Origin of the sequence: Streptomyces sp. NPDC014891, from assembly GCF_043081085.1 — a bacterium.
Lineage (GTDB): Bacteria > Actinomycetota > Actinomycetes > Streptomycetales > Streptomycetaceae > Streptomyces.
This window is the reverse complement of the sequence record NZ_JBIBWF010000012.1, coordinates 96,059-114,322: the sequence shown is the minus strand read 5'-3', so window position 1 is coordinate 114,322 and position 18,264 is coordinate 96,059. Positions and strand designations below refer to the sequence as shown.

Annotated in this window: 14 protein-coding genes; 5 read left to right on the top strand and 9 right to left on the bottom strand. The window is 73.8% G+C overall.

The genetic code is table 11. The annotated features are described in order from the left end of the window. The first annotated feature begins 22 nt into the window (after positions 1-22). Entirely contained in the window at positions 23-1,552 is a 1,530-nt protein-coding gene (locus tag ACF09E_RS29990; protein WP_388803109.1) for a helix-turn-helix domain-containing protein, read from the top strand. Positions 1,553-1,782: 230 nt separating this feature from the next. Here ACF09E_RS29990 and ACF09E_RS29985 read toward each other — a convergent pair whose 3' ends face one another. Together ACF09E_RS29985 and ACF09E_RS29980 are read right to left on the bottom strand one after the other, a co-directional pair. Beyond that, positions 1,783-3,006 carry a M20 family metallopeptidase gene (locus ACF09E_RS29985; protein ID WP_392208636.1) on the bottom strand — a complete coding sequence of 408 codons (1,224 nt, stop codon included), beginning with the start codon at positions 3,004-3,006 and terminating at the stop codon, positions 1,783-1,785. Continuing rightward, positions 3,003-4,457: an MFS transporter gene (locus ACF09E_RS29980; protein WP_392208634.1), complete on the bottom strand. Its 1,455-nt coding sequence runs from the start codon at positions 4,455-4,457 to the stop codon at positions 3,003-3,005. The genes ACF09E_RS29985 and ACF09E_RS29980 overlap by 4 nt, the downstream gene beginning before the upstream one ends. A gap of 394 nt (positions 4,458-4,851) precedes the next feature. On the opposite strand from ACF09E_RS29980, the gene ACF09E_RS29975 reads away from it, so the two are divergent. Further along, positions 4,852-5,835 (top strand): Lrp/AsnC family transcriptional regulator, encoded by a 984-nt coding sequence (locus ACF09E_RS29975; RefSeq protein ID WP_392208632.1) that lies wholly within the window; start codon positions 4,852-4,854, stop codon positions 5,833-5,835. A 55-nt stretch (positions 5,836-5,890) separates the two neighbouring features. On the opposite strand, the gene ACF09E_RS29970 is transcribed toward ACF09E_RS29975, so the two are convergent. The 3 genes from ACF09E_RS29970 to ACF09E_RS29960 form a co-directional block, all read right to left on the bottom strand. Continuing rightward, the gene (locus tag ACF09E_RS29970) at positions 5,891-7,447 is read right to left on the bottom strand and encodes an MFS transporter (RefSeq protein WP_392208630.1); all 1,557 of its coding nucleotides are present in this window, start codon (positions 7,445-7,447) and stop codon (positions 5,891-5,893) included. 97 nt (positions 7,448-7,544) lie between these two features. Beyond that, positions 7,545-7,958 carry a RidA family protein gene (locus ACF09E_RS29965; RefSeq protein ID WP_392208628.1) on the bottom strand — a complete coding sequence of 138 codons (414 nt, stop codon included), beginning with the start codon at positions 7,956-7,958 and terminating at the stop codon, positions 7,545-7,547. Next, the gene (locus ACF09E_RS29960; protein ID WP_392208626.1) at positions 7,955-9,109 is read right to left on the bottom strand and encodes an acyl-CoA dehydrogenase family protein; all 1,155 of its coding nucleotides are present in this window, start codon (positions 9,107-9,109) and stop codon (positions 7,955-7,957) included. Before ACF09E_RS29960 ends, ACF09E_RS29965 begins: the two co-directional genes overlap by 4 nt. A gap of 222 nt (positions 9,110-9,331) precedes the next feature. On the opposite strand from ACF09E_RS29960, the gene ACF09E_RS29955 reads away from it, so the two are divergent. Together ACF09E_RS29955 and ACF09E_RS29950 are read left to right on the top strand one after the other, a co-directional pair. Beyond that, positions 9,332-10,954 carry an AMP-binding protein gene (locus ACF09E_RS29955; protein WP_392208624.1) on the top strand — a complete coding sequence of 541 codons (1,623 nt, stop codon included), beginning with the start codon at positions 9,332-9,334 and terminating at the stop codon, positions 10,952-10,954. A 66-nt stretch (positions 10,955-11,020) separates the two neighbouring features. Beyond that, positions 11,021-11,881 (top strand): PaaX family transcriptional regulator C-terminal domain-containing protein, encoded by an 861-nt coding sequence (locus ACF09E_RS29950; RefSeq protein WP_392208622.1) that lies wholly within the window; start codon positions 11,021-11,023, stop codon positions 11,879-11,881. A gap of 17 nt (positions 11,882-11,898) precedes the next feature. On the opposite strand, the gene ACF09E_RS29945 is transcribed toward ACF09E_RS29950, so the two are convergent. Both ACF09E_RS29945 and ACF09E_RS29940 read right to left on the bottom strand, forming a co-directional pair. Continuing rightward, entirely contained in the window at positions 11,899-14,205 is a 2,307-nt protein-coding gene (locus tag ACF09E_RS29945) for a bifunctional salicylyl-CoA 5-hydroxylase/oxidoreductase (RefSeq protein WP_392208620.1), read from the bottom strand. Next, positions 14,190-15,017, bottom strand: a complete 828-nt coding sequence (locus ACF09E_RS29940) for an enoyl-CoA hydratase family protein (RefSeq protein WP_361854582.1) — start codon at positions 15,015-15,017, stop codon at positions 14,190-14,192. The genes ACF09E_RS29945 and ACF09E_RS29940 overlap by 16 nt, the downstream gene beginning before the upstream one ends. 249 nt (positions 15,018-15,266) lie before the next feature. Between ACF09E_RS29940 and ACF09E_RS29935 the strand changes: the two genes are divergently transcribed. After that, a complete protein-coding gene (locus ACF09E_RS29935) occupies positions 15,267-15,761 on the top strand; it encodes an ATP-binding protein (RefSeq protein WP_392208618.1) in 495 nt (164 codons plus the stop codon). A 26-nt stretch (positions 15,762-15,787) separates the two neighbouring features. Here ACF09E_RS29935 and argF read toward each other — a convergent pair whose 3' ends face one another. After that, complete coding sequence (gene argF / locus ACF09E_RS29930; protein WP_392208616.1) at positions 15,788-16,807, bottom strand: ornithine carbamoyltransferase; 1,020 nt, start codon at positions 16,805-16,807, stop codon at positions 15,788-15,790. 177 nt (positions 16,808-16,984) lie between these two features. After that, complete coding sequence (locus ACF09E_RS29925) at positions 16,985-18,217, bottom strand: arginine deiminase (protein ID WP_392208614.1); 1,233 nt, start codon at positions 18,215-18,217, stop codon at positions 16,985-16,987. Positions 18,218-18,264 lie beyond the last annotated feature (47 nt).

Here is an 18,264-nt window from a genome sequence, read left to right as displayed (position 1 = left end):
ATATCTGAGATAACGTGACGCCATGGCAGACGACTACCTCGTACGCATCGGCAAGCTCATCCGTGACGCCCGCCAGCACCGCGGCTGGACCCAGACGCAGCTCGCCGAAGCACTGGCCACGAGCCAGAGCGCCGTCAACCGGATCGAGCGCGGCAACCAGAACATCAGCCTTGAGATGATCGCCCGGATCGGCGAGGCCCTCGACAGCGAGATCGTGTCCCTGGGCTACGCGGGACCGATGCACCTCAGGGTCGTCGGCCGCCGCCGCCTCTCGGGCGCCATCGACGTCAAGACGAGCAAGAACGCCTGTGTCGCGCTGCTCTGCGCCTCCCTCCTCAACAAGGGCCGCACCGTCCTGCGCCGGGTCGCCCGCATCGAGGAGGTCTTCCGGCTCCTGGAGGTGCTCAACTCCATCGGGGTGCGCACCCGCTGGGTGAACGAGGGCGTCGACCTGGAGATCGTGCCGCCGGCCGAGCTGGACATGGACTCGATCGACTCCGAGGCCGCGATCCGCACCCGCTCGATCATCATGTTCCTCGGCCCGCTGCTGCACCGCATGGACCGCTTCAAGCTCCCGTACGCCGGCGGCTGCGACCTCGGCACGCGCACGATCGAGCCCCACATGATCGCGCTGCGGCGCTTCGGCCTCGACGTCACCGCGACCGAGGGCATCTACCACGCCCAGGTGGAACGCTCCGTCTCCCCCGACCGCCCCATCGTCCTGACCGAGCGCGGCGACACAGTGACCGAGAACGCCCTCCTGGCGGCGGCCCGCCACGACGGCGTGACCGTCATCCGCAACGCCTCCTCCAACTACATGGTCCAGGACCTGTGCTTCTTCCTGGAGGCCCTGGGCGTACGGGTGGACGGCATCGGCACCACCACGCTGACCGTGCACGGCGTGCCGCAGATCGACGTGGACGTCGACTACTCCCCCTCCGAGGACCCGGTCGAGGCGATGAGCCTGCTGGCCGCGGCGGTCGTCACGGAATCCGAACTGACCATCCGCCGGGTCCCGATCGAGTTCATGGAGATCGAGCTCGCCGTCCTCGAGGAGATGGGCCTCGACCACGACCGCTCGGCCGAGTACCCGGCGGACAACGGCCGGACGCGCCTGGTCGACCTGACGGTCCGCCCCTCCAAGCTGGAAGCGCCGATCGACAAGATCCACCCGATGCCGTTCCCCGGCCTGAACATCGACAACGTCCCCTTCTTCGCGGCGATCGCGGCCACGGCGCAGGGCAAGACCCTCATCCACGACTGGGTCTACGACAACCGCGCCATCTACCTCACCGACCTCAACCGCCTCGGCGGCCGCCTCCAGCTCCTCGACCCCCACCGGGTCCTGGTGGAGGGCCCCACCCGCTGGCGCGCCGCCGAGATGATGTGCCCGCCGGCCCTGCGCCCGGCGGTGGTCGTCCTCCTCGCGATGATGGCGGCCGAGGGCACGTCGGTCCTCCGCAACGTGTACGTCATCAACCGCGGCTACGAGGACCTGGCGGAGCGGCTGAACTCGATCGGGGCGCAGATCGAGATCTTCCGGGACATCTGAGCCGCCCGCCCGTCCGCACGGACCGGGAGGCGGCCGGCCCGACCCGGTGTGCACGCCGAAGGCCCCCTCGCTCACGGAGCGAGGGGGCCTTCGGCGCGGGGTGGGGGTGGCGGGGTGTGTCCCTGCGGGTGTCTCGGGTCGGGAACGGTCGGGGACGGTCGGGGACGGGTCCCGGGCGGCGGGGGTGTCGGGGGTGTGCCCGGGTGTCGGGGCGTTGGGGTGTCGGAGTGTCAGGAGGGTGTCGGGGTGTCCGGGTCCCGGTACGGGGCGCGGGACCGGAGGCGGGTCAGGAGGGTCGTGCGGTGGTCGGGGTCGGTGGCCAGGTCCAGGGCCGTCCAGGCCATCGCGAGGCCGCCGTCGAGGACCGCGCGGTCGGCCTGCGGGGTCGTGCCGTAGCGGGTGAACTCGGAGTTGTGCATGATCGTGTCGCCGCAGTCGTAGCCGATCATGGGGTGGATGGTCGGGACGTGGTGCGAGACGTTGCCCATGTCGGTCGAGCCGCCGCGGATCGAGGGGTCCTCGGCCTTCGCGTCGCGGCCCAGCGCGCGGACGGCGGTGAGGTAGGAGCGGGCCATGGCGAGGTCCTGGCGGAGGTCGGCGTAGTCGTTGCCCACGGCCTCCAGGGCCAGTTCGGCGCCGGTGGCGAGGGCGCCGGCCTCGAAGCAGGCGCGGATGCGGGCCTGGAGCTCGCGGAGCTCCTCGCTGGTGGCTGCACGGCAGTCGTAGTCGGCGGCCGTGCGGGCCGGGATGACGTTGGCGGCGTCGCCGCCGGAGGTGACGACGCCGGAGACCACCGCTCCGGGGCGCATCTGCTGGCGGTACGCGGCGATGGCGACCTGGGCGATCATCATGGCGTCGGCGGCGTTGACGCCGCGCTCGGGCATGGCCGCGGCGTGTGCGGCGCGGCCCGTGTAGCCGACCTTCCAGCTGCTGATGGCGAGCGAGCTCATGCCGACGGAGTCCGCGGGCGCGGCGTGCACCATCATCGCCGCGGCGACGTCGTCGAACGCGCCGCCGCGCAGCATGTCGACCTTGCCGCCGCCGGACTCCTCCGCAGGGGTCCCCAGCAGCTTGACGGTGATGCCGAGTTCGTCGGCCAGCGGGGCGAGCGCCAGGGCCGCGGCGACGGAGGCGGAGCCGTTGACGTTGTGGCCGCAGGCGTGGCCGATGCCCGGCAGCGCGTCGTACTCGGCGCAGAGGCCGATGACCAGGTCGCCGCTGCCGGCGGTGGCCGTGAACGCCGTCGGCAGGTCGCAGACCCCGCGGGTGACGTCGAAGCCGGACGCTTCGACCAGGTCGGTGATGCGGCGGGCGGCGCGGTGCTCCTCGTAGGCCAGTTCGGGGTCGGCGTGCAGCTGGTGGCTGAGGGCGAGGAGGTCGTCCTGCCGCCGGGTCACGAGGTCGCGGGTGCGGGCGCGCAGCCGGTCCAGGGGGGCGGTCGCGGTGGTGGTCATGAGCGGGCCTCGCGGTCCTTCGGCGTGCGGTAGAGGAGGGCGAGCGCGGCGCCCGCCAGGGAGACGACCGCGCAGATCGTCCAGGAGGTGGTGTAGGCGCCCAGCTCGGGCAGGGTCTCGCCGGCCGGGGTGCGGGCGGCGAACACGGTGAGGACGATCGCGGCGCCGACGGAGCCGCCGACGTTGATGAGGAGTTCGTTGATCCCCGAGCCGACGGACGTCCGGTCCGGCGGCACGGACTCGACGGCCAGGGTGCGGGTGGAGTGCTGGAGGAAGCCGATGCCGAGCCCGGCGACGGCGGTGCCGGCGAGGAACAGCGGCATCGAGCCGTGCCAGGTCAGGGAGGCCAGGTAGCCGGCGGCCATGAGCAGGGAGCCGGCGCACAGGGTGAGGCGGTCGGAGACCGCCGCGGCGACCTTGGGCGCGGCCAGGGCTCCGGCGGCGATGGCGAGCATGTTGGGAAGCATCGCCAGGCCGGTGGCGAAGGGGTCGAGGCCCAGCCCGTAGCCGTGCTCGGGCCCGGTGCCCATGAAGACGGGGTTGGCGACCTGGAGGCCGATCATCGGGACGGTGAAGGTCACGGTCACCAGCGAGACGGTGACGACGTTCCGGCGCCGGAACATCCGGACGTCGATCATCGGCTCCGGGATCCGCAGCTCGACGCGGACCCACAGGGCGGTGACCAGCGCGCCGCCCACGAGGCAGCCGAGGGTGCGCGGCGAGGTCCACTCCCAGTCGGGCAGTCCGCCCATGCCGAGACCGAGCATGATCGCGACGAGCCCCACGCACAGGAGGATCCCGCCGGCCCAGTCGATCCGTCCGCCGGGGCGCGCCTCGGACTCGGGCAGCAGCGGCCAGGTGACGGCGAGGGCCAGGCCGACGGCCGCGGTGGGGACCCAGAGGGCGGCGGTGGGGCTGTCGACGGTACGGGCCACGAAGCCGCTGGCGACCAGGCCGACCGCGATGCCGGCGACGAGCGCGGCGACCATGTAGCTGATGCCGCGGCGGGACTCCCCGTCGCCGTCCTTCCCGCCGCGGTTGCGGAGGATGCCGACGAGCAGCGGGAAGAAGCCCGCGAACGCGCCCTGGAGGATCTGGCCGGCGAGCAGCACGCCGAAGGAGCGGCTGAAGCCGACCAGGACGGAGCCGAGCAGGACGATCGCGAGGTTCCAGCGCAGGATGCGCCGGTGGCCGTAGAGGTCGCCCATCCGGGACAGGACCGGGGTGAAGGCGACCGACGCGAGCAGGTTGGCGATGCTGATCCAGTTCAGCTCCGCGGCGGTGACCCGGAGGGTCTCCGTGAGCCCCTTCAGGAGCGGGGAGAGGAAGCCCTGGGTGATGCCGCTGGACAGCTCGACGAGCGCGACGGAGGCGATCACGGCGGCGCCGGGGGTCGCGCGGACGACGGCCCGTGACGCCGGTGGCGTCCGCAGGGTGTCGGTGTCCGTCATACGTACCACCTGTTCGGGGGGAAGGGGCCGGGGGGCCGGGGCGGGAGTGCCGGGAGCGCGGTGGCCGCGCGAGCGGGCGGCGGAGTGGCCGGCGGCCCGGCCGGTCGTCGACCGGCGGCCGCATGGCGGAATCCGCACCACAATGTCCCCAGCCGGCGGGCGATCGGGCAAGAGTGCGCCTCACAATCGGGTGAAGGCGTCATTCGGGGGTCGTCGATCGGCGGATCCTGGCGCGGTGCGCCCTCCGGCGCCCCTGCTCCGGCACGCCCTCGCACGCCGCCGGGCCCGCGCCGTAGGGTCCGGGCCCGCCCCCGTCCGTCAGCCGTCCGCACCCCGTCCGCTCCCTCGCCCACCTCGTCCGCCCGCACCCCTTCCGCACCCCAGGAGGTCCCCGATGCCGACCGGACCCGCACGGCCCGAGGCGCTCGACGCCCTGGACCACGCCGTGCTGCGGGCGCTCCACCGCGACCCCCGGGCCCCCTTCTCCGAGGTCGCCGCCGCGGCCGGTGTGCACGAGCGCACCGCCGCGCGGCGGCTCGACCGGATGACCGCGACGGGCGCGGTCGGGTTCACCGCGGCCCTCGTCCCCGAGTACCTCGGCGAGGGGGTGACGGCGGAGGTGGCCGTACGCTGCGCCCCCGGCCGCGTGCACGACACCGCGCTGGCCCTCTCCCGCCGCCCGGAGGCGCGGTCGGTGGAGGTCGCCACCGGCGCGCTCGACGTGTTCGCGGAGCTGATCGTGCCCGACCACGACGCCCTGCTGACCCTCGTGGACGCGGGCATCGGCCGGCTCGACGGAGTCGTCGACATCCACACCTCGGTGGTGCTGCGGCTGCTCCTCACCACCAGCGACTGGGCCCCCTACGACGACGAGCCCACGGAGGTGCGCCGCCACGCCGTGGAGGGCAGGCCGCTGCCCGAGCCGCCGGTGGTGGACGAGCTCGACCGGCGGCTCGTCGCGCTGCTCCACCGGGACGCCCGGATGTCCACCACCCGGCTGGCGCGCGAGCTGCGGGTCGGCGAGACCACGGCGCGCCGCCGGCTGGCCCGGCTGATGGCCTCCCACGTCCTGCACCTGCGGCTGCACGCGGAGCCCGAGGTGCTCGGCTATCCCGTGGAGGCGCGGTTCCGGCTGGCCGTCGGGCAGGCCCGCCTGGAGGAGGCGATCCGGCGCCTGGCGCGGGCGCCGGCCGTCCGCCATCTCGTGGTGACGACCGGCACGACGGCGCTCCTCGGTTATTCGAGCCACCGTTCGACCCGGGACCTGCACGACTTCACCGTGCGCGTCCTCGGCGCGCTCGACGGCGTCACGTCGGCGGAGGTCGCCGTGCTGATGCGCACCTACAAGCGGGCGGGGTTCGAGTCGGGAGGCCCCTAGGGCCGGCCCCAGCCCCCGCAGCCCCCGCCCTGGACCGCCTCGCAGCGGCGACCGCTCAGACGCCCACGCCCGGGCCCACCCCGCCCTTGAGGCGGTCGATGTCGGACTGGCGGACCTGGATCACGAAGAGGGCCACCAGCGCGCCGACCACGGCGAAGATCGCCGCCGTGACGAAGCCCGCGGAGACGCCGGAGGTCAGCACCTGGTCGCCCCAGGGGGCGGGCAGCTGGCCCGTTCTGGCGAACTCGGCCTTCTGCAGCGGGGTCGCCTGCGACAGGAAGGCCGGGACCTGGGTGTTCGCCTCGTTGCGGCTGGCCGTGCCGAAGACCGTCACCAGGATCGACAGGCCCAGTGAACCGCCCACCTGCTGCATGGCGTTGAGCAGGCCGGACGCGGCGCCCGACTCCTGCGGCTCGACGTTCGACAGCGCCATGATGGTCAGCGAGACGAACATCAGGCCCATGCCGAGACCGAAGACGAGGATCGGCCCGAGGATGCTGCCGAGGTAGGTGGAGTCGACGTCGGTCAGGGTCAGCCAGGACAGTCCCGCCGCGGCGAGCACCGAGCCCACCACCATGAAGGGTTTGGGGCCGTACCGGGGCAGCAGGTTGGAGGTGAGGCCGGCGCCGACCCCGATGATCGCGCTGACCGGCAGGAAGGCGAGTCCCGTCGCGAGCGGACTGAAGCCCAGCACCTGCTGGACGAACAGGGTGAGGAAGAAGAACATCCCGAAGATGGCCGCCGCCAGGCAGAGCATGATGACGTAGGTGCCCGAGCGGTTGCGGTCGGCGAACATGTGGAGCGGTGTGATGGGCTGCTGGGAGCGCCGCTCGATGAGGATGAACGCGGCGAGGAGGACGACCGCCGCGACGAACGAACCGATCGTGTAGGGATCGCTCCAGCCCTCCTGGGCGGCCCGGATGAAGCCGTACACCAGGGCGACCATGCCGAGGGTGGAGGTGAGCGCGCCGGCGAGGTCGAAGTGGCCGGGGTGCCGCTCGGACTCCTTGACGTGGCGCGGGGTGAGGAAGGCGATGAGCAGGGCGATCGGGACGTTGACGAAGAAGATCCAGCGCCAGTCGAGCCATTGGACGAGCATGCCGCCCGCGACCAGGCCGATCGCGCCGCCGCCGGCCGAGACGCCCGCGAAGACGCCGAAGGCCCGGTTGCGCTCCGGGCCTTCGTCGAACGTCGTGGTGATCAGGGAGAGGGAGGTCGGCGAGGCGATCGCGCCGCCGACGCCCTGGAGGGCGCGGGCCGCGAGGAGTTGCCACTCGCTCTGCGCGAGGCCGCAGAAGAGGGACGCGAGCCCGAAGAGCAGCACGCCGAAGATGAACACGCGTCGCCGGCCCAGGATGTCGCCGGCGCGTCCGCCCAGGAGGAGCAGGCCGCCGAAGGTCAGGGTGTAGGCGTTGACCACCCACGACAGGCTGGTGGTGGAGAAGTCCAGCGCGGTCTGGATGTGCGGGAGGGCGATGTTCACGATGGTGATGTCGAGGACCACCATCAGCTGACACGAGGCGATCACGAACAGGGCGATGCCCTTGCCGTCCTTGCCGCTCCTGCGGGGGGCGGTCGCCGTCGGGGTCTGCGGCTCGGGCGTCCTACTCATGGTTCTTCATGGCGCATCGCACCCTCACCTGACGGGGCCGTGGGCCGGTCAGTCCACCTTTCGACACTAAGCCCGGCCCCTCCGGGTGACCAATTGATCAAGTATGGGACGGTTCGTCCAGTACGGCGAAGCCGTCCAGCTCCACCCGGGCCTGCTCGTCCCAGAGCCGTACGACTCCGATGACGGCCATGGCGGGATAGTCGCGGCCCGCCAAGCGCCGCCAGATCCGGCCGAGTTCGGGGGCGTGGGCGCGGTAGTCGTCGACGTCGGTGGTGTAGACGGTGACGCGGGCGAGGTCGGCCGGGGTGCCGCCGGCGTGCCGCAGGGCGGTGAGCAGGTTGGCGAGCGCGGTGGTGAACTGCTCGGTCAGAGTGTCCCCCACGACGGCGCCCTCGCTGTCGAGGGCGGTCTGCCCCGCGAGGAAGACCAGCCGGCTGCCGGTGGCGGTGACGGCGTGGGAGAAGCCGGTCGGCGGGGCGAGGTCGGCGGGGTTGTGCCGGTGCAGGCTCATGGGGTCGGCTCCTCCTGGCGGGAGTGGGACCGTCGGTGGGAGGCGTACAACTCCTTGGCGATGATGGTGCGCTGGACCTCGGTGGCCCCCTCGTAGATGCGGGGAGCGCGGACCTCCCGGTAGAGGTGTTCGAGGAGGTGTCCGCGCTGGAGGGCCCGGGCGCCGTGGAGTTGGACGGCGGAGTCGACGACGTACTGGGCGGTCTCGGTGGCGAGGAGCTTCGCCATGGCGGAGCGCCGGGGGACGTCCGGGTCGCCCTCGTCGTACGCGGCGGCGGCGGCGTAGACGAGGAGGCGGGCGGCCTCGGTGCGGGTGGACATCTCGGCGATCCGGTGCGCGACGGACTGGAGGTCGGCGAGGTGTCCGCCGAAGGCGGTGCGGTCGGCGGTGTGGGCGAGGGCCGCGTCCAGGGCGGCCTGGGCCATGCCGACGGCGAAGGCCCCGACGCTGGGGCGGAAGAGGTTCAGGGTGTGCATGGCGACCCGGAAGCCCCGGTCGGGTGCGCCGAGCAGGTCGTCGGGGCCGACGGGGACGCCGTCGAAGGTGAGGGTGCCCAGGGCGTGCGGGGCGAGCATGTCGAGGGCCTCGCCGCCGAGCCCGGGCCGGTCGGCGGGGACGAGGAAGGCGGTGACCCCGCGGGCCCCGGCGTCCGGGGAGGTGCGGGCGAAGACGGTGGCGAAGTCGGCCTCGGGGGCGTTGGAGATCCAGCGCTTCTCGCCGTGCAGGCGCCAGCCGCCGGCGCCGTCGGGGCGGGCCTCCAGGGCCAGGGCGGCGGCGTCGGAGCCGGCGCCCGGCTCCGAGAGCGCGAAGGCGGCCACGGCGCGCCCCGCGGCGGCCTCGGGGAGCCAGCGGGCGCGCTGGGCGGGGGTGCCGAAGGCGGCGACGGGGTGGGTGCCGAGGCCCTGGAGGGCGAGCGCGGTCTCGGCCTCGGTGCAGGTCCGGGCGAGGGACTCGCGCAGCAGGCAGAGTTCGAGGGCGCCCGCGTCGAAGAGCCGGGCGAGCAGGCCCAGCTCGCCGAGGGCGGCGACCAGGGGGCGGTTGACCCGGCCCGGTTCGCCCTTCTCGGCGAGGGGCCGCAGGCGCTCGGCGGCGAGGGTACGGAGCTCCGCACACCAGGTGGTCTGGGCCGGATCGAGCGAGAATGCGGGCATGTGGGCCCTCTCTGACGCCCTCTGGCGTCTTCGTCCCCGCACCGGGCGGCGTCCTGGTGCCGCCCGGCACGTGCGTCCCTGTCCCGCCCGGCGTCCGCGCGCCGTGCGGGGCCTTGGTCCGGGCGCCCGGGAGCACCCTTGTCGCGAACCGTTGACTGCCGTCACCAACACGATACGCTCGTGGGGCGACGGTCGACCCCACCACGACAGGGGGACGGACTCATGGAGCTGACACCCTCGGCCCACCACGACAGCTTCGCCCGTGACCGGCTGCCCCCGCCGGACCGGTGGCCGCAGCTCGTCTTCGACCTCCCCGAGCTGGCCTACCCCGACCGGCTCAACTGCGGCGCCGAACTCCTCGACCGCACGGCGGAGCGCTTCGGCGCCGACCGGCCGGCCTTCCACGACGGCGACGGCGGCGTCTGGACCTACGGAGAGCTCCAGGACCGGGTCGACCGCATCGCCCACGTGCTCACCTCCGACCTGCGGGTCCGGCCCGGCAACCGGGTCCTCCTGCGCGGCCCCACCACCCCCTGGCTCGCCGCCTGCTGGCTCGCCGTGATGAAGGCCGGCGGGGTCGCCGTCACCGTTCTGGCCCAGCAGCGCGCCCCCGAACTGGCCACGATGGCCGACGCGGCCCGCTGCACCCACGCCCTGTGCGACGCGAGCGTCCTCGGCGAGCTCGAAGCGGCCCGGATACCGGGGCTCCGCGTCACCCCCTTCGGCGGGGAGGGCCCGGACGACCTGCTCGCCCTCGCGGCCCGCCGCGCCGGCCCGTACGCGGCGGTGGAGACGGCCGCCGACGACGTGGCCCTCATCGCCTTCACCTCCGGCACGACGGGGCGGCCCAAGGGCTGCGTCCACTTCCACCGGGACGTCCTGGCCGTCGCCGACACCTTCTCCGCGCACGTCCTGCGCCCGCTGCCCGACGACGTCTTCGCCGGTTCGCCGCCGCTCGCCTTCACCTTCGGCCTCGGTGGGCTCGTCGTCTTCCCCCTGCGGGCCGGGGCGAGCGCGGTCCTCCTCGAACAGGCCGGACCCAAGCAGCTGCTCGCCGCGATCGAGCGGCACCGGATCTCCGTGCTCTTCACCGCCCCCACCGCCTACCGGGTCATGATCGACGAGCTCACCCAGGGCACGGCCCCCGACCTCCGCTCCCTCCGCCGCTGCGTCTCGGCCGGGGAGAACCTGCCCGAGGCCACCTGGAAGGCCTGGTACGCGCGCACCGGCCTCCGCATGATCAACGGCATCGGCGCCACCGAACTCCTGCACATCTTCATCTCCGCCGCCGACGGCGACATACGCCCCGGCACCACCGGCCGCCCGGTCCCCGGCTGGCAGGCCCGGATCGTCGACCACGACGGCGGGGACGTCCCGGACGGCGAGGAGGGGCTGCTCGCGGTGCGCGGCCCGGTCGGCTGCCGCTATCTGGCCGACCCCCGGCAGTCGGAGTACGTGCGGGAGGGCTGGAACGTCACCGGCGACACCTACGTCCGCGAGCCCGACGGCTACTTCCGCTACGTCTCGCGCGCCGACGACATGATCATCTCGGCCGGGTTCAACATCGCCGGACCCCAGGTCGAGGAGGTCCTCCTCGACCACCCCGACGTGGTGGAGACCGCGGTCGTGGGCCGCCCGGACGAGCTGCGCGGACAGGTCGTCGTCGCCTACACGGTGGTGCGCGACGGGGTGCCGCGCGACGCGGGCACCGCCGCCGCGCTGCGCGCCTTCGTGCGCGCCCGGCTCGCCCCGTACAAGTCGCCGCGCGAGATCGTCTTCCTCGACGCGCTGCCGCGCACCCCCACGGGCAAGCTCCAGCGCTTCCGGCTGCGCGCCCCGGTCTGACGGCCGCGGCGCCCGCTCCCCCGCCCGGCCCGGACCGTCCGGTGCGCCACCCTCTACAGTGATCACGTGGCCGAGCAGCACACCCCCCGTTCCCTGATCGTCTCCCTCTACGGCGCGTACGGCCGTACGCCCGACGGGGCGCCGCTGCCGGTGGCCGGGCTCGTCCGGCTGCTGGCGGTGCTCGGGGTGGACGCGCCCTCGGTGCGCTCCTCGGTGTCGCGGCTGAAGCGGCGGGGACTGCTGCTGCCCGCCCGGACGGCCGACGGGGCCGCCGGATACGCCCTCTCGGACGACGCCCGCAGGCTCCTGGACGACGGCGACCGGCGGATCTACGCCCGCACCGAGCCCAAGCTGTCCGAGGGCTGGGTCCTGGCCGTCTTCTCGGTGCCCGAGGCCGAACGGCACAAGCGGCACCTGCTGCGCTCCCGGCTCGCCCGCCTCGGCTTCGGCACGGCGGCGCCCGGCGTCTGGATCGCGCCCGCGCGGCTCCAGGAGGAGACCCGGAACGCGCTGGAGCGCCTGGGGCTCTCTGCGTACGTGGACCTCTTCCGGGGCGACCACCTGGGGTACGCGGCGACGGCGGAGGCGGTGGCCCGCTGGTGGGACCTGCCGGCGGTGGCCCGGCTCCACGAGGACTTCCTGGCGGCCCACGCACCGGTGCTGCGGGCCTGGCGGGCGGCCCCGGAGGCGCGGGACGCCGAGCAGGCCTACCGGGACTACCTGCTCGTCCTCGACTCCTGGCGCCGGCTGCCGTACGCGGACCCGGTGCTGCCGGCGGAGCTCCTGCCCGACGACTGGCCGGGCCGCCGCTCGGCGGAGGTCTTCGCGGCCCTGCACGAGCTGCTGCGGGACCGGGGCGCGGAGTTCGTCCGCCCCCACCTGTCCGGCACGGACACCACGGACACCACGGCCGCGGCGGACGCGTAGCAGCTCCCGGGCGGCTGTCAGCCCCGGCGGCCCGTCGGGGGCGGTCGGCTGCCCGCGCGATACGGGGCGGGCCAGGGCGCCGCCGGCCCCTCGTAGCCCTGTTCGGCGGCCGCGTGCAGGGTCCAGTTCGGGTCGTACAGGTGCGGCCGGGCGAGCGCGCACAGGTCGGCCCGACCGGCCAGGAGCAGGGAGTTGACGTCGTCCCAGGAGGAGATCGCGCCGACCGCGATCACCGGGACGCCGGCCCCGGTGCGGATCCGGTCGGCGAAGGGCGTCTGGTAGGAGCGCCCGTAGGCGGGGGTCTCGTGGGGGACGACCTGGCCGGTGGAGACGTCGATCGCGTCGGCTCCGTGCGCCGTGAAGGCGCGGGCGATGGCGACCGCGTCCTCGCCGGTCGTCCCGCCCTCGGCCCAGTCGGTGGCCGAGACGCGGACGGTCATGGGGCGGTCCCCGGGCCACACCTCGCGTACCGCGTCGAAGACTTCGAGCGGGAAGCGCAGCCGTCCGTCGACGTCGCCGCCGTACCCGTCGGTGCGGTGGTTGGTGAGCGGGGAGAGGAAGCCGGAGAGCAGGTAGCCGTGGGCGCAGTGCAGTTCGAGGAGGTCGAAGCCGGCCCGCGCGGCGCGGCGGGCGGCGGCCGTGAACTCCTCGCGTACGGCGGTGAGTCCGGCGCGGTCGAGGGCGCCGGGGGTCTGGTTGACTCCGGGCCGGTACGGGAGGGACGAGGCGGCGGCGAGCGGCCAGTTGCCCTCGGGCAGGGGCTGGTCGATGCCCTCCCACATGCGCCGGGTGGAGCCCTTGCGGCCGGAGTGGCCGAGCTGGACGCCGATCGCCGCGCCGGGCGCCCGGTCGTGGACGAAGGCCGTGATCCGGCTCCAGGCGTCGGCCTGCTCGTCGGTCCACAGTCCGGTGCAGCCGGGGGTGATCCTGCCCTCCGGGCTCACGCAGACCATCTCGGTCATGACGAGCCCGGGGCCGCCGAGGGCCCTCGCGCCCAGGTGGACGAGGTGGAAGTCGCCGGGGACGCCGTCCTCGGCGAGGTACATGTCCATCGGGGAGACGACGATCCGGTTGCGCAGGGTCAGGCCGCGGAGCCGGAAGGGGGTGAACATGGGCGGGGTGCCGGGCGGGCAGCCGTAGTCCGTCTCGACGGCGGCGGTGAAGACCGGGTCGCGGAGCCGGAGGTTGGCGTGGGTGACGCGGCGGCTGCGGGTGAGCAGGTCGAAGGCGAACAGGCGGGGCGCCCGGTCGACGTGGCCCGCGAGTTCCTCGAACCACTGGAGGCTGGCGACGGCCGCGCGCTGGGTGGACTCGACGACGGGCCGCCGCTCGGCCTCGTAGGCGGCGAGGGCGTCCGCCGGAGCGGAGTGGTCGCGGAGGCTCTGCGCCAGGGCCAGGGCGTCCTCGACGGCCAGTTTGGTGCCGGAGCCGATGGAGAAGTGCGCGGTGTGGGCGGCGTCGCCGATGAGCACGGTGTTGCCGTACGACCAGTGCTCGTTGACGACCGTGCGGAAGGCGGTCCAGGCGGAGCGGTGGGAGCGCAGCTCCCGGCCGCCGAGCGCCTCGGCGAAGATCTTCGCGCAGCGGACGGTGGACTCCGCCTCGTCGAGTGCGTCGAAGCCCGCGGCCCGCCACACCTCCTCGCGCATCTCGACGATGGCCGTGGAGGCGCCGGCCTCGTACGGGTAGGCGTGCAGCTGCATCACGCCGTACTCGGTCTCGGCGATCTCGAAGCGGAAGGCGTCGAAGGCGAAGTCGGCGGCGAGCCAGATGTAGCGGCAGCGGTGGGTGGTGATCCGGGGGCGGAAGTGGGCGGCGTGGGCCTCGCGGGTGCGGCTGTGGACGCCGTCGGCGGCGACGACCAGGTCGTGGCCGGCGGCGAGGAGGTCGCCGGAGGGGGCCTCGGCTCGGAAGCGGAGCCGTACGCCCAGGTCGGTGCAGCGGGCGTGCAGGATCTCCAGGAGCCTGCGGCGGCCGAGGGCGGCGAAGCCGTGGCCGGTGGAGGTGGTGCGGTGGCCGCGGTGGACGACGTCGATGTCGTCCCAGCGGACGAGGTCGCGGCGGAGCGCCTCGTACACGACGGGGTCGGCGTCGTGGATGCCGCCGAGGGTCTCGTCGGAGAGGACGACGCCGAAGCCGAAGGTGTCGGAGGGGGCGTTCCGCTCCCAGACGGTGACCTCGCGGGCGGGGTCGAGCCGTTTGAGGAGGGCCGCGGCGTAGAGCCCGCCGGGGCCGCCGCCGACGACGGCCACCCGGGAGGGCGCGGGGCGGGCGCGGGTGCCCGGGGCCGGCCCGGGGCCCGGCACCGTCAGCACCCCCGCCATTTCGGGGGCCGCTTCTCGGTGAAGGCGGCGTGGAACTCGGCGTAGTCCTCGCCGTTCATCAGCAGGGCCTGGGTGGCCGCGTCGAGTTCGACGGAGGCGGCGAGCGGCATGTCGAGTTCGGCGGTGAGCAGCGCCTTGGTCTGGGCGAGGGCGAGCGCCGGGCCGTCGGCGAGGCGGCGGGCGAGTTCCGCGGCCCGCTCCCCCGCCGCGCCCTCCTCGGTGAGCTCGGAGAGCAGGCCGATCCGCTCGGCCTCGGGGGCGAGGACCGGTTCGCCGAGCATGAGGAGCCGGGTGGCGTGGCCGAGGCCGACGACCCGGGGCAGCAGGTACGCCGCGCCCATGTCGCCGCCGGAGAGTCCGACCCGGGTGAAGAGGAACGCGAAGCGGGTGGTGGGGTCGGCGATCCGGAAGTCGGCGGCGAGGGCGAGGACGGCCCCGGCGCCCGCCGCGACGCCGTGGAGGGCCGCGACGACCGGGAAGGGGCATTCGCGGAGGGCCCGGACGACCTGGCCGGTCATCCGGTTGAAGTCGAGGAGCTGGGCGGTGTCGAGGGCGAGGGTGGCGCCGATGATCTCGTCCACGTCGCCGCCGGAGCAGAAGCCGCGTCCTTCGCCGCCGAGGACGAGGGCGCGGACGGACCGCTCGCGGGAGAGCTCGGCGAGGAGGTCGCGCAGGTCGGCGTAGGCGCCGAAGGTGAGCGCGTTGAGTTTGGCGGGGCGGGCCAGCGTGACGGTGGCGACGCCCCGGTCGATGTCGAGGCGCAGATGGTGCCAGCGTGCCGTGCGGGGCGTGGAGCCGGTAAAGGGGCTCATCCGGAACGGCCTCCTTCCTCCGTTCGGAGGGTATCACTCTGCTGTGACTGTCGTCACGAGTGCGCGATAGAGAAGGAGTGGCGGCGCCCCGCACAAGGTCCCCGGCCGTCCGTGACGGAAGTCCCCGTCGATCAGGGAGGCCCGCCCCTGGAGATCCACGGGGCGCCTCGTAGGGTTGAAACCAGGACGTCCCGGGACGCCTCCACCCCACTCACCCACCCCCACTCCGGTGAAGGGAGCCTGCCCCCCATGCCCGAAGCCGCCGGACCCGCAGCCGGCACCCCCGCCGGGCCAGGCGGTCCGCCCGCCTCCTGGCGCGTCCTGCTGCCCCACACGACCGCAGCGGTGCCGATCGCCCGCGCCCTGATCCGCACCGCGCTCGCCGATCTCGTCCCCGGGAGCGCGGGCCGACCCGACCGGGACACGGCGGAACTGCTCACCGCCGAGCTGGTGGCCAACGCCGTGGAGCACACGGCGGGACTCGGCCCCATCGAGCTGGTCGTGGAGCTGCTCGCCGCGCCCGGCGGCTGCCAGATCGAGGTCCACGACGCCGAGCCGGCCCGCCCCGAGGGGCTGGTCTGCCCCGAGCCGGGGGACGTCGACCCCTGGCAGGAGCACGGCCGGGGTCTGCTGCTGATCCGGGCCCTGAGCAGCGACTGCGGCCACCGGCCCACCGCGCACGGCAAGGCGGTCTGGTTCACCCTGCCGGGGATACCGGCGCAGCGGCCGCCGTCGGAGGCGTAGGCGTGACCGGCCGCGGGCGTCCGCGCCTAGGCCGTCGGGAGCGGGCCGCCCGCCATCGTCGCGACCAGGACCGCCTTGATCGTGTGCATCCGGTTCTCCGCCTCGTCGAAGACGAGCGAGTGCGCCGACTCGAAGACCTCGTCGGAGACCTCCAGCTCGGTGAGGCCGTGCCGGGCGTGGAGGTCGCGCCCGACGGCCGTGCCCAGGTCGTGGAAGGCGGGCAGGCAGTGCAGGAACCCGACCTCGGGGTTCCCGGTGGCGCGCAGCACGTCCATCGTCACGGAGTACGGGGCGAGGTCCGCGATCCGCTGGTCCCAGATCTCCTTGGGCTCACCCATGGACACCCAGACGTCGGTGGCGACGAAGTCGGCGCCCCGGACGCCCTCGGTCACGTCCTCGGTGAGGGTGACCGTGGCCCCGCTGCCCTCGGCGAGCGCGCGGGCGGCGGCGACGACCTCCTCGGACGGCCAGTAGGCGCGCGGGGCGACGATCCGGACGTCCATGCCGAGCAGGGCGCCGGTGACCAGGTAGGAGTTGCCCATGTTGAAGCGGGCGTCGCCGAGGTAGGCGTACGTGATGCCGTCCAGCGGCTTGTCCGTGTGCTCGGTCATGGTGAGCACGTCGGCGAGCATCTGGGTGGGGTGCCAGTCGTCGGTGAGGCCGTTGAAGACGGGGACGCCGGCGTGGGCGGCGAGTTCCTCGACGACGTACTGTCCGTCGCCCCGGTACTCGATGCCGTCGAACATCCGGCCGAGGACGCGGGCGGTGTCCTTGACGGACTCCTTGTGGCCCATCTGGGAGCCGGAGGGGTCCAGGTAGGTGGTGCTGGCCCCCTGGTCGGCGGCCGCGACCTCGAACGCGCAGCGGGTGCGGGTGGAGGTCTTCTCGAAGATCAGCGCGATGTTCCGGCCCCGCAGCCGCTGGACCTCGGCACCGGCCTTCTTGGCGGCCTTGAGGGCGACGGAGAGCGCGATCAGGCCGCGGAACTCCTCGGCGGTGAAGTCCAGCTCCTTGAGGAAGTGGCGGCCGATGAGGTCTGTGGCCATGGGACGCGCTCCTGTGGGTACGGTCGGGGGGTCGGCGGGGGCGACGACAAGACCCTGGAAGTCTATACGTACATCAACATTTATATACAGCCCCCTCGTGCGGGCATCCGCCTCCGCCCGCTCCGGTGGTGACCGGCGCCCGGGGGCCCGGCGCGGTGCCGGGCGGCTGGGGCGCTGTCAGGCGGCGTCCCGCTCCACCGGACAGCTCATGCAGCGCGGGCCTCCCCGGCCCCGGCCCAGCTCGCTGCCGGGGATCTCGATCACCTCGATGCCCTGCTTCCGCAGATGGGTGTTGGTCGTGACGTTCCGCTCGTAGGCGACCACCACCCCCGGCTCCACGGCGAGCACGTTGCAGCCGTCGTCCCACTGCTCGCGCTCGGCCGCGTGCACGTCCTGCGTGGCGGTCAGGACCCGGATCTCCGAGAGTCCCAGGGCCGCGGCGATCGCACGGTGCATCTGCTCCGGCGGATGGTCCGTCACCCGCAGGGGCTGGCCCGCGTCCCCGGGTTCGATCGTGTAGGAGCGGAGCATCCCCAGCCCCGCGTACTGCGTGAAGGTGTCCTGGTCGACCATCGTCATCACCGTGTCCAGGTGCATGAACGCCCGCCGCTTGGGCATGTCGAGGGCGACGATGGTCCGCGCCGAACCCGCCGCGAACAGCCCCCGGGCCAGCATCTCCACCGCCTGCGGCGTCGTCCGCTCGCTCATCCCGATGAGCACCGCGCCGTTGCCGATGACGAGCACGTCCCCGCCCTCGATCGTCGACGGGTAGTCGCCCTGCCCCTCCGACCAGTGGTGGAAGGGCCCCGCCTCGGCCCCCGTGAAGAGCGGATGGTGCTTGTAGATCGCCTCGAAGTGGACGGTCTCGCGCTGCCGGGCGGGCCAGCGCATCGCGTTGATCGAGACGCCGTCGTAGATCCACGCCGACGTGTCCCGGGTGAAGAGGTGGTTCGGCAGCGGACCGAGGAGGAAGTCGTCCAGGTCCATGGCGTGGAAGCGGACCGAGGTCGGCTCCCGGTGCGCCGCCAGGAACTCCCGCTTCGTCATCCCGCCGACGAGCGCCTCGGCCAGGGCCGCCGCGTCCAGCGAGTCGAACGCGGCCCGCAGGTGGTCGGTGGCGAGCGGCCCGTACTCCTTCTCGTCGAAGACCCGGTCGAGCACCAGCTCGCGGGCGGTGGGCACGTCCAGGGCCTGGCTGAGGAGGTCGCCGAAGAGGTGCACCTCCACGCCCCGGTCGCGCAGCACGTCCGCGAAGCCGTCGTGCTCCTGCCGGGCCCTGCGCACCCAGAGCACGTCGTCGAAGAGCAAGGCGTCCTTGTTGGTCGGGGTGAGCCGCTTCAGCTCCAGATCGGGCCGGTGCAGGATGACGCGGCGCAGCCGCCCGGTCTCGGAGTCGACGTGGAATCCCATGCGCCCATCCTGACGGAGCGAGGCGTCGGCGGCCCGTGTTTCGGAGC

Coding starts and splice junctions, on each gene's coding strand:
- ACF09E_RS29960 (WP_392208626.1), bottom strand. CDS start 9,109: ATGCCCGCATTCTCGCTCGATCCGGCCCAGACCACCTGGTGTGCGGAG.
- ACF09E_RS29925 (WP_392208614.1), bottom strand. CDS start 18,217: ATGGGATTCCACGTCGACTCCGAGACCGGGCGGCTGCGCCGCGTCATC.
- ACF09E_RS29955 (WP_392208624.1), top strand. CDS start 9,332: ATGGAGCTGACACCCTCGGCCCACCACGACAGCTTCGCCCGTGACCGG.
- ACF09E_RS29965 (WP_392208628.1), bottom strand. CDS start 7,958: ATGAGCCTGCACCGGCACAACCCCGCCGACCTCGCCCCGCCGACCGGC.
- ACF09E_RS29975 (WP_392208632.1), top strand. CDS start 4,852: ATGCCGACCGGACCCGCACGGCCCGAGGCGCTCGACGCCCTGGACCAC.
- ACF09E_RS29940 (WP_361854582.1), bottom strand. CDS start 15,017: ATGAGCCCCTTTACCGGCTCCACGCCCCGCACGGCACGCTGGCACCAT.
- ACF09E_RS29985 (WP_392208636.1), bottom strand. CDS start 3,006: ATGACCACCACCGCGACCGCCCCCCTGGACCGGCTGCGCGCCCGCACC.
- ACF09E_RS29980 (WP_392208634.1), bottom strand. CDS start 4,457: ATGACGGACACCGACACCCTGCGGACGCCACCGGCGTCACGGGCCGTC.
- argF (WP_392208616.1), bottom strand. CDS start 16,807: ATGGCCACAGACCTCATCGGCCGCCACTTCCTCAAGGAGCTGGACTTC.
- ACF09E_RS29990 (WP_388803109.1), top strand. CDS start 23: ATGGCAGACGACTACCTCGTACGCATCGGCAAGCTCATCCGTGACGCC.
- ACF09E_RS29945 (WP_392208620.1), bottom strand. CDS start 14,205: ATGGCGGGGGTGCTGACGGTGCCGGGCCCCGGGCCGGCCCCGGGCACC.
- ACF09E_RS29935 (WP_392208618.1), top strand. CDS start 15,267: ATGCCCGAAGCCGCCGGACCCGCAGCCGGCACCCCCGCCGGGCCAGGC.
- ACF09E_RS29970 (WP_392208630.1), bottom strand. CDS start 7,447: ATGAGTAGGACGCCCGAGCCGCAGACCCCGACGGCGACCGCCCCCCGC.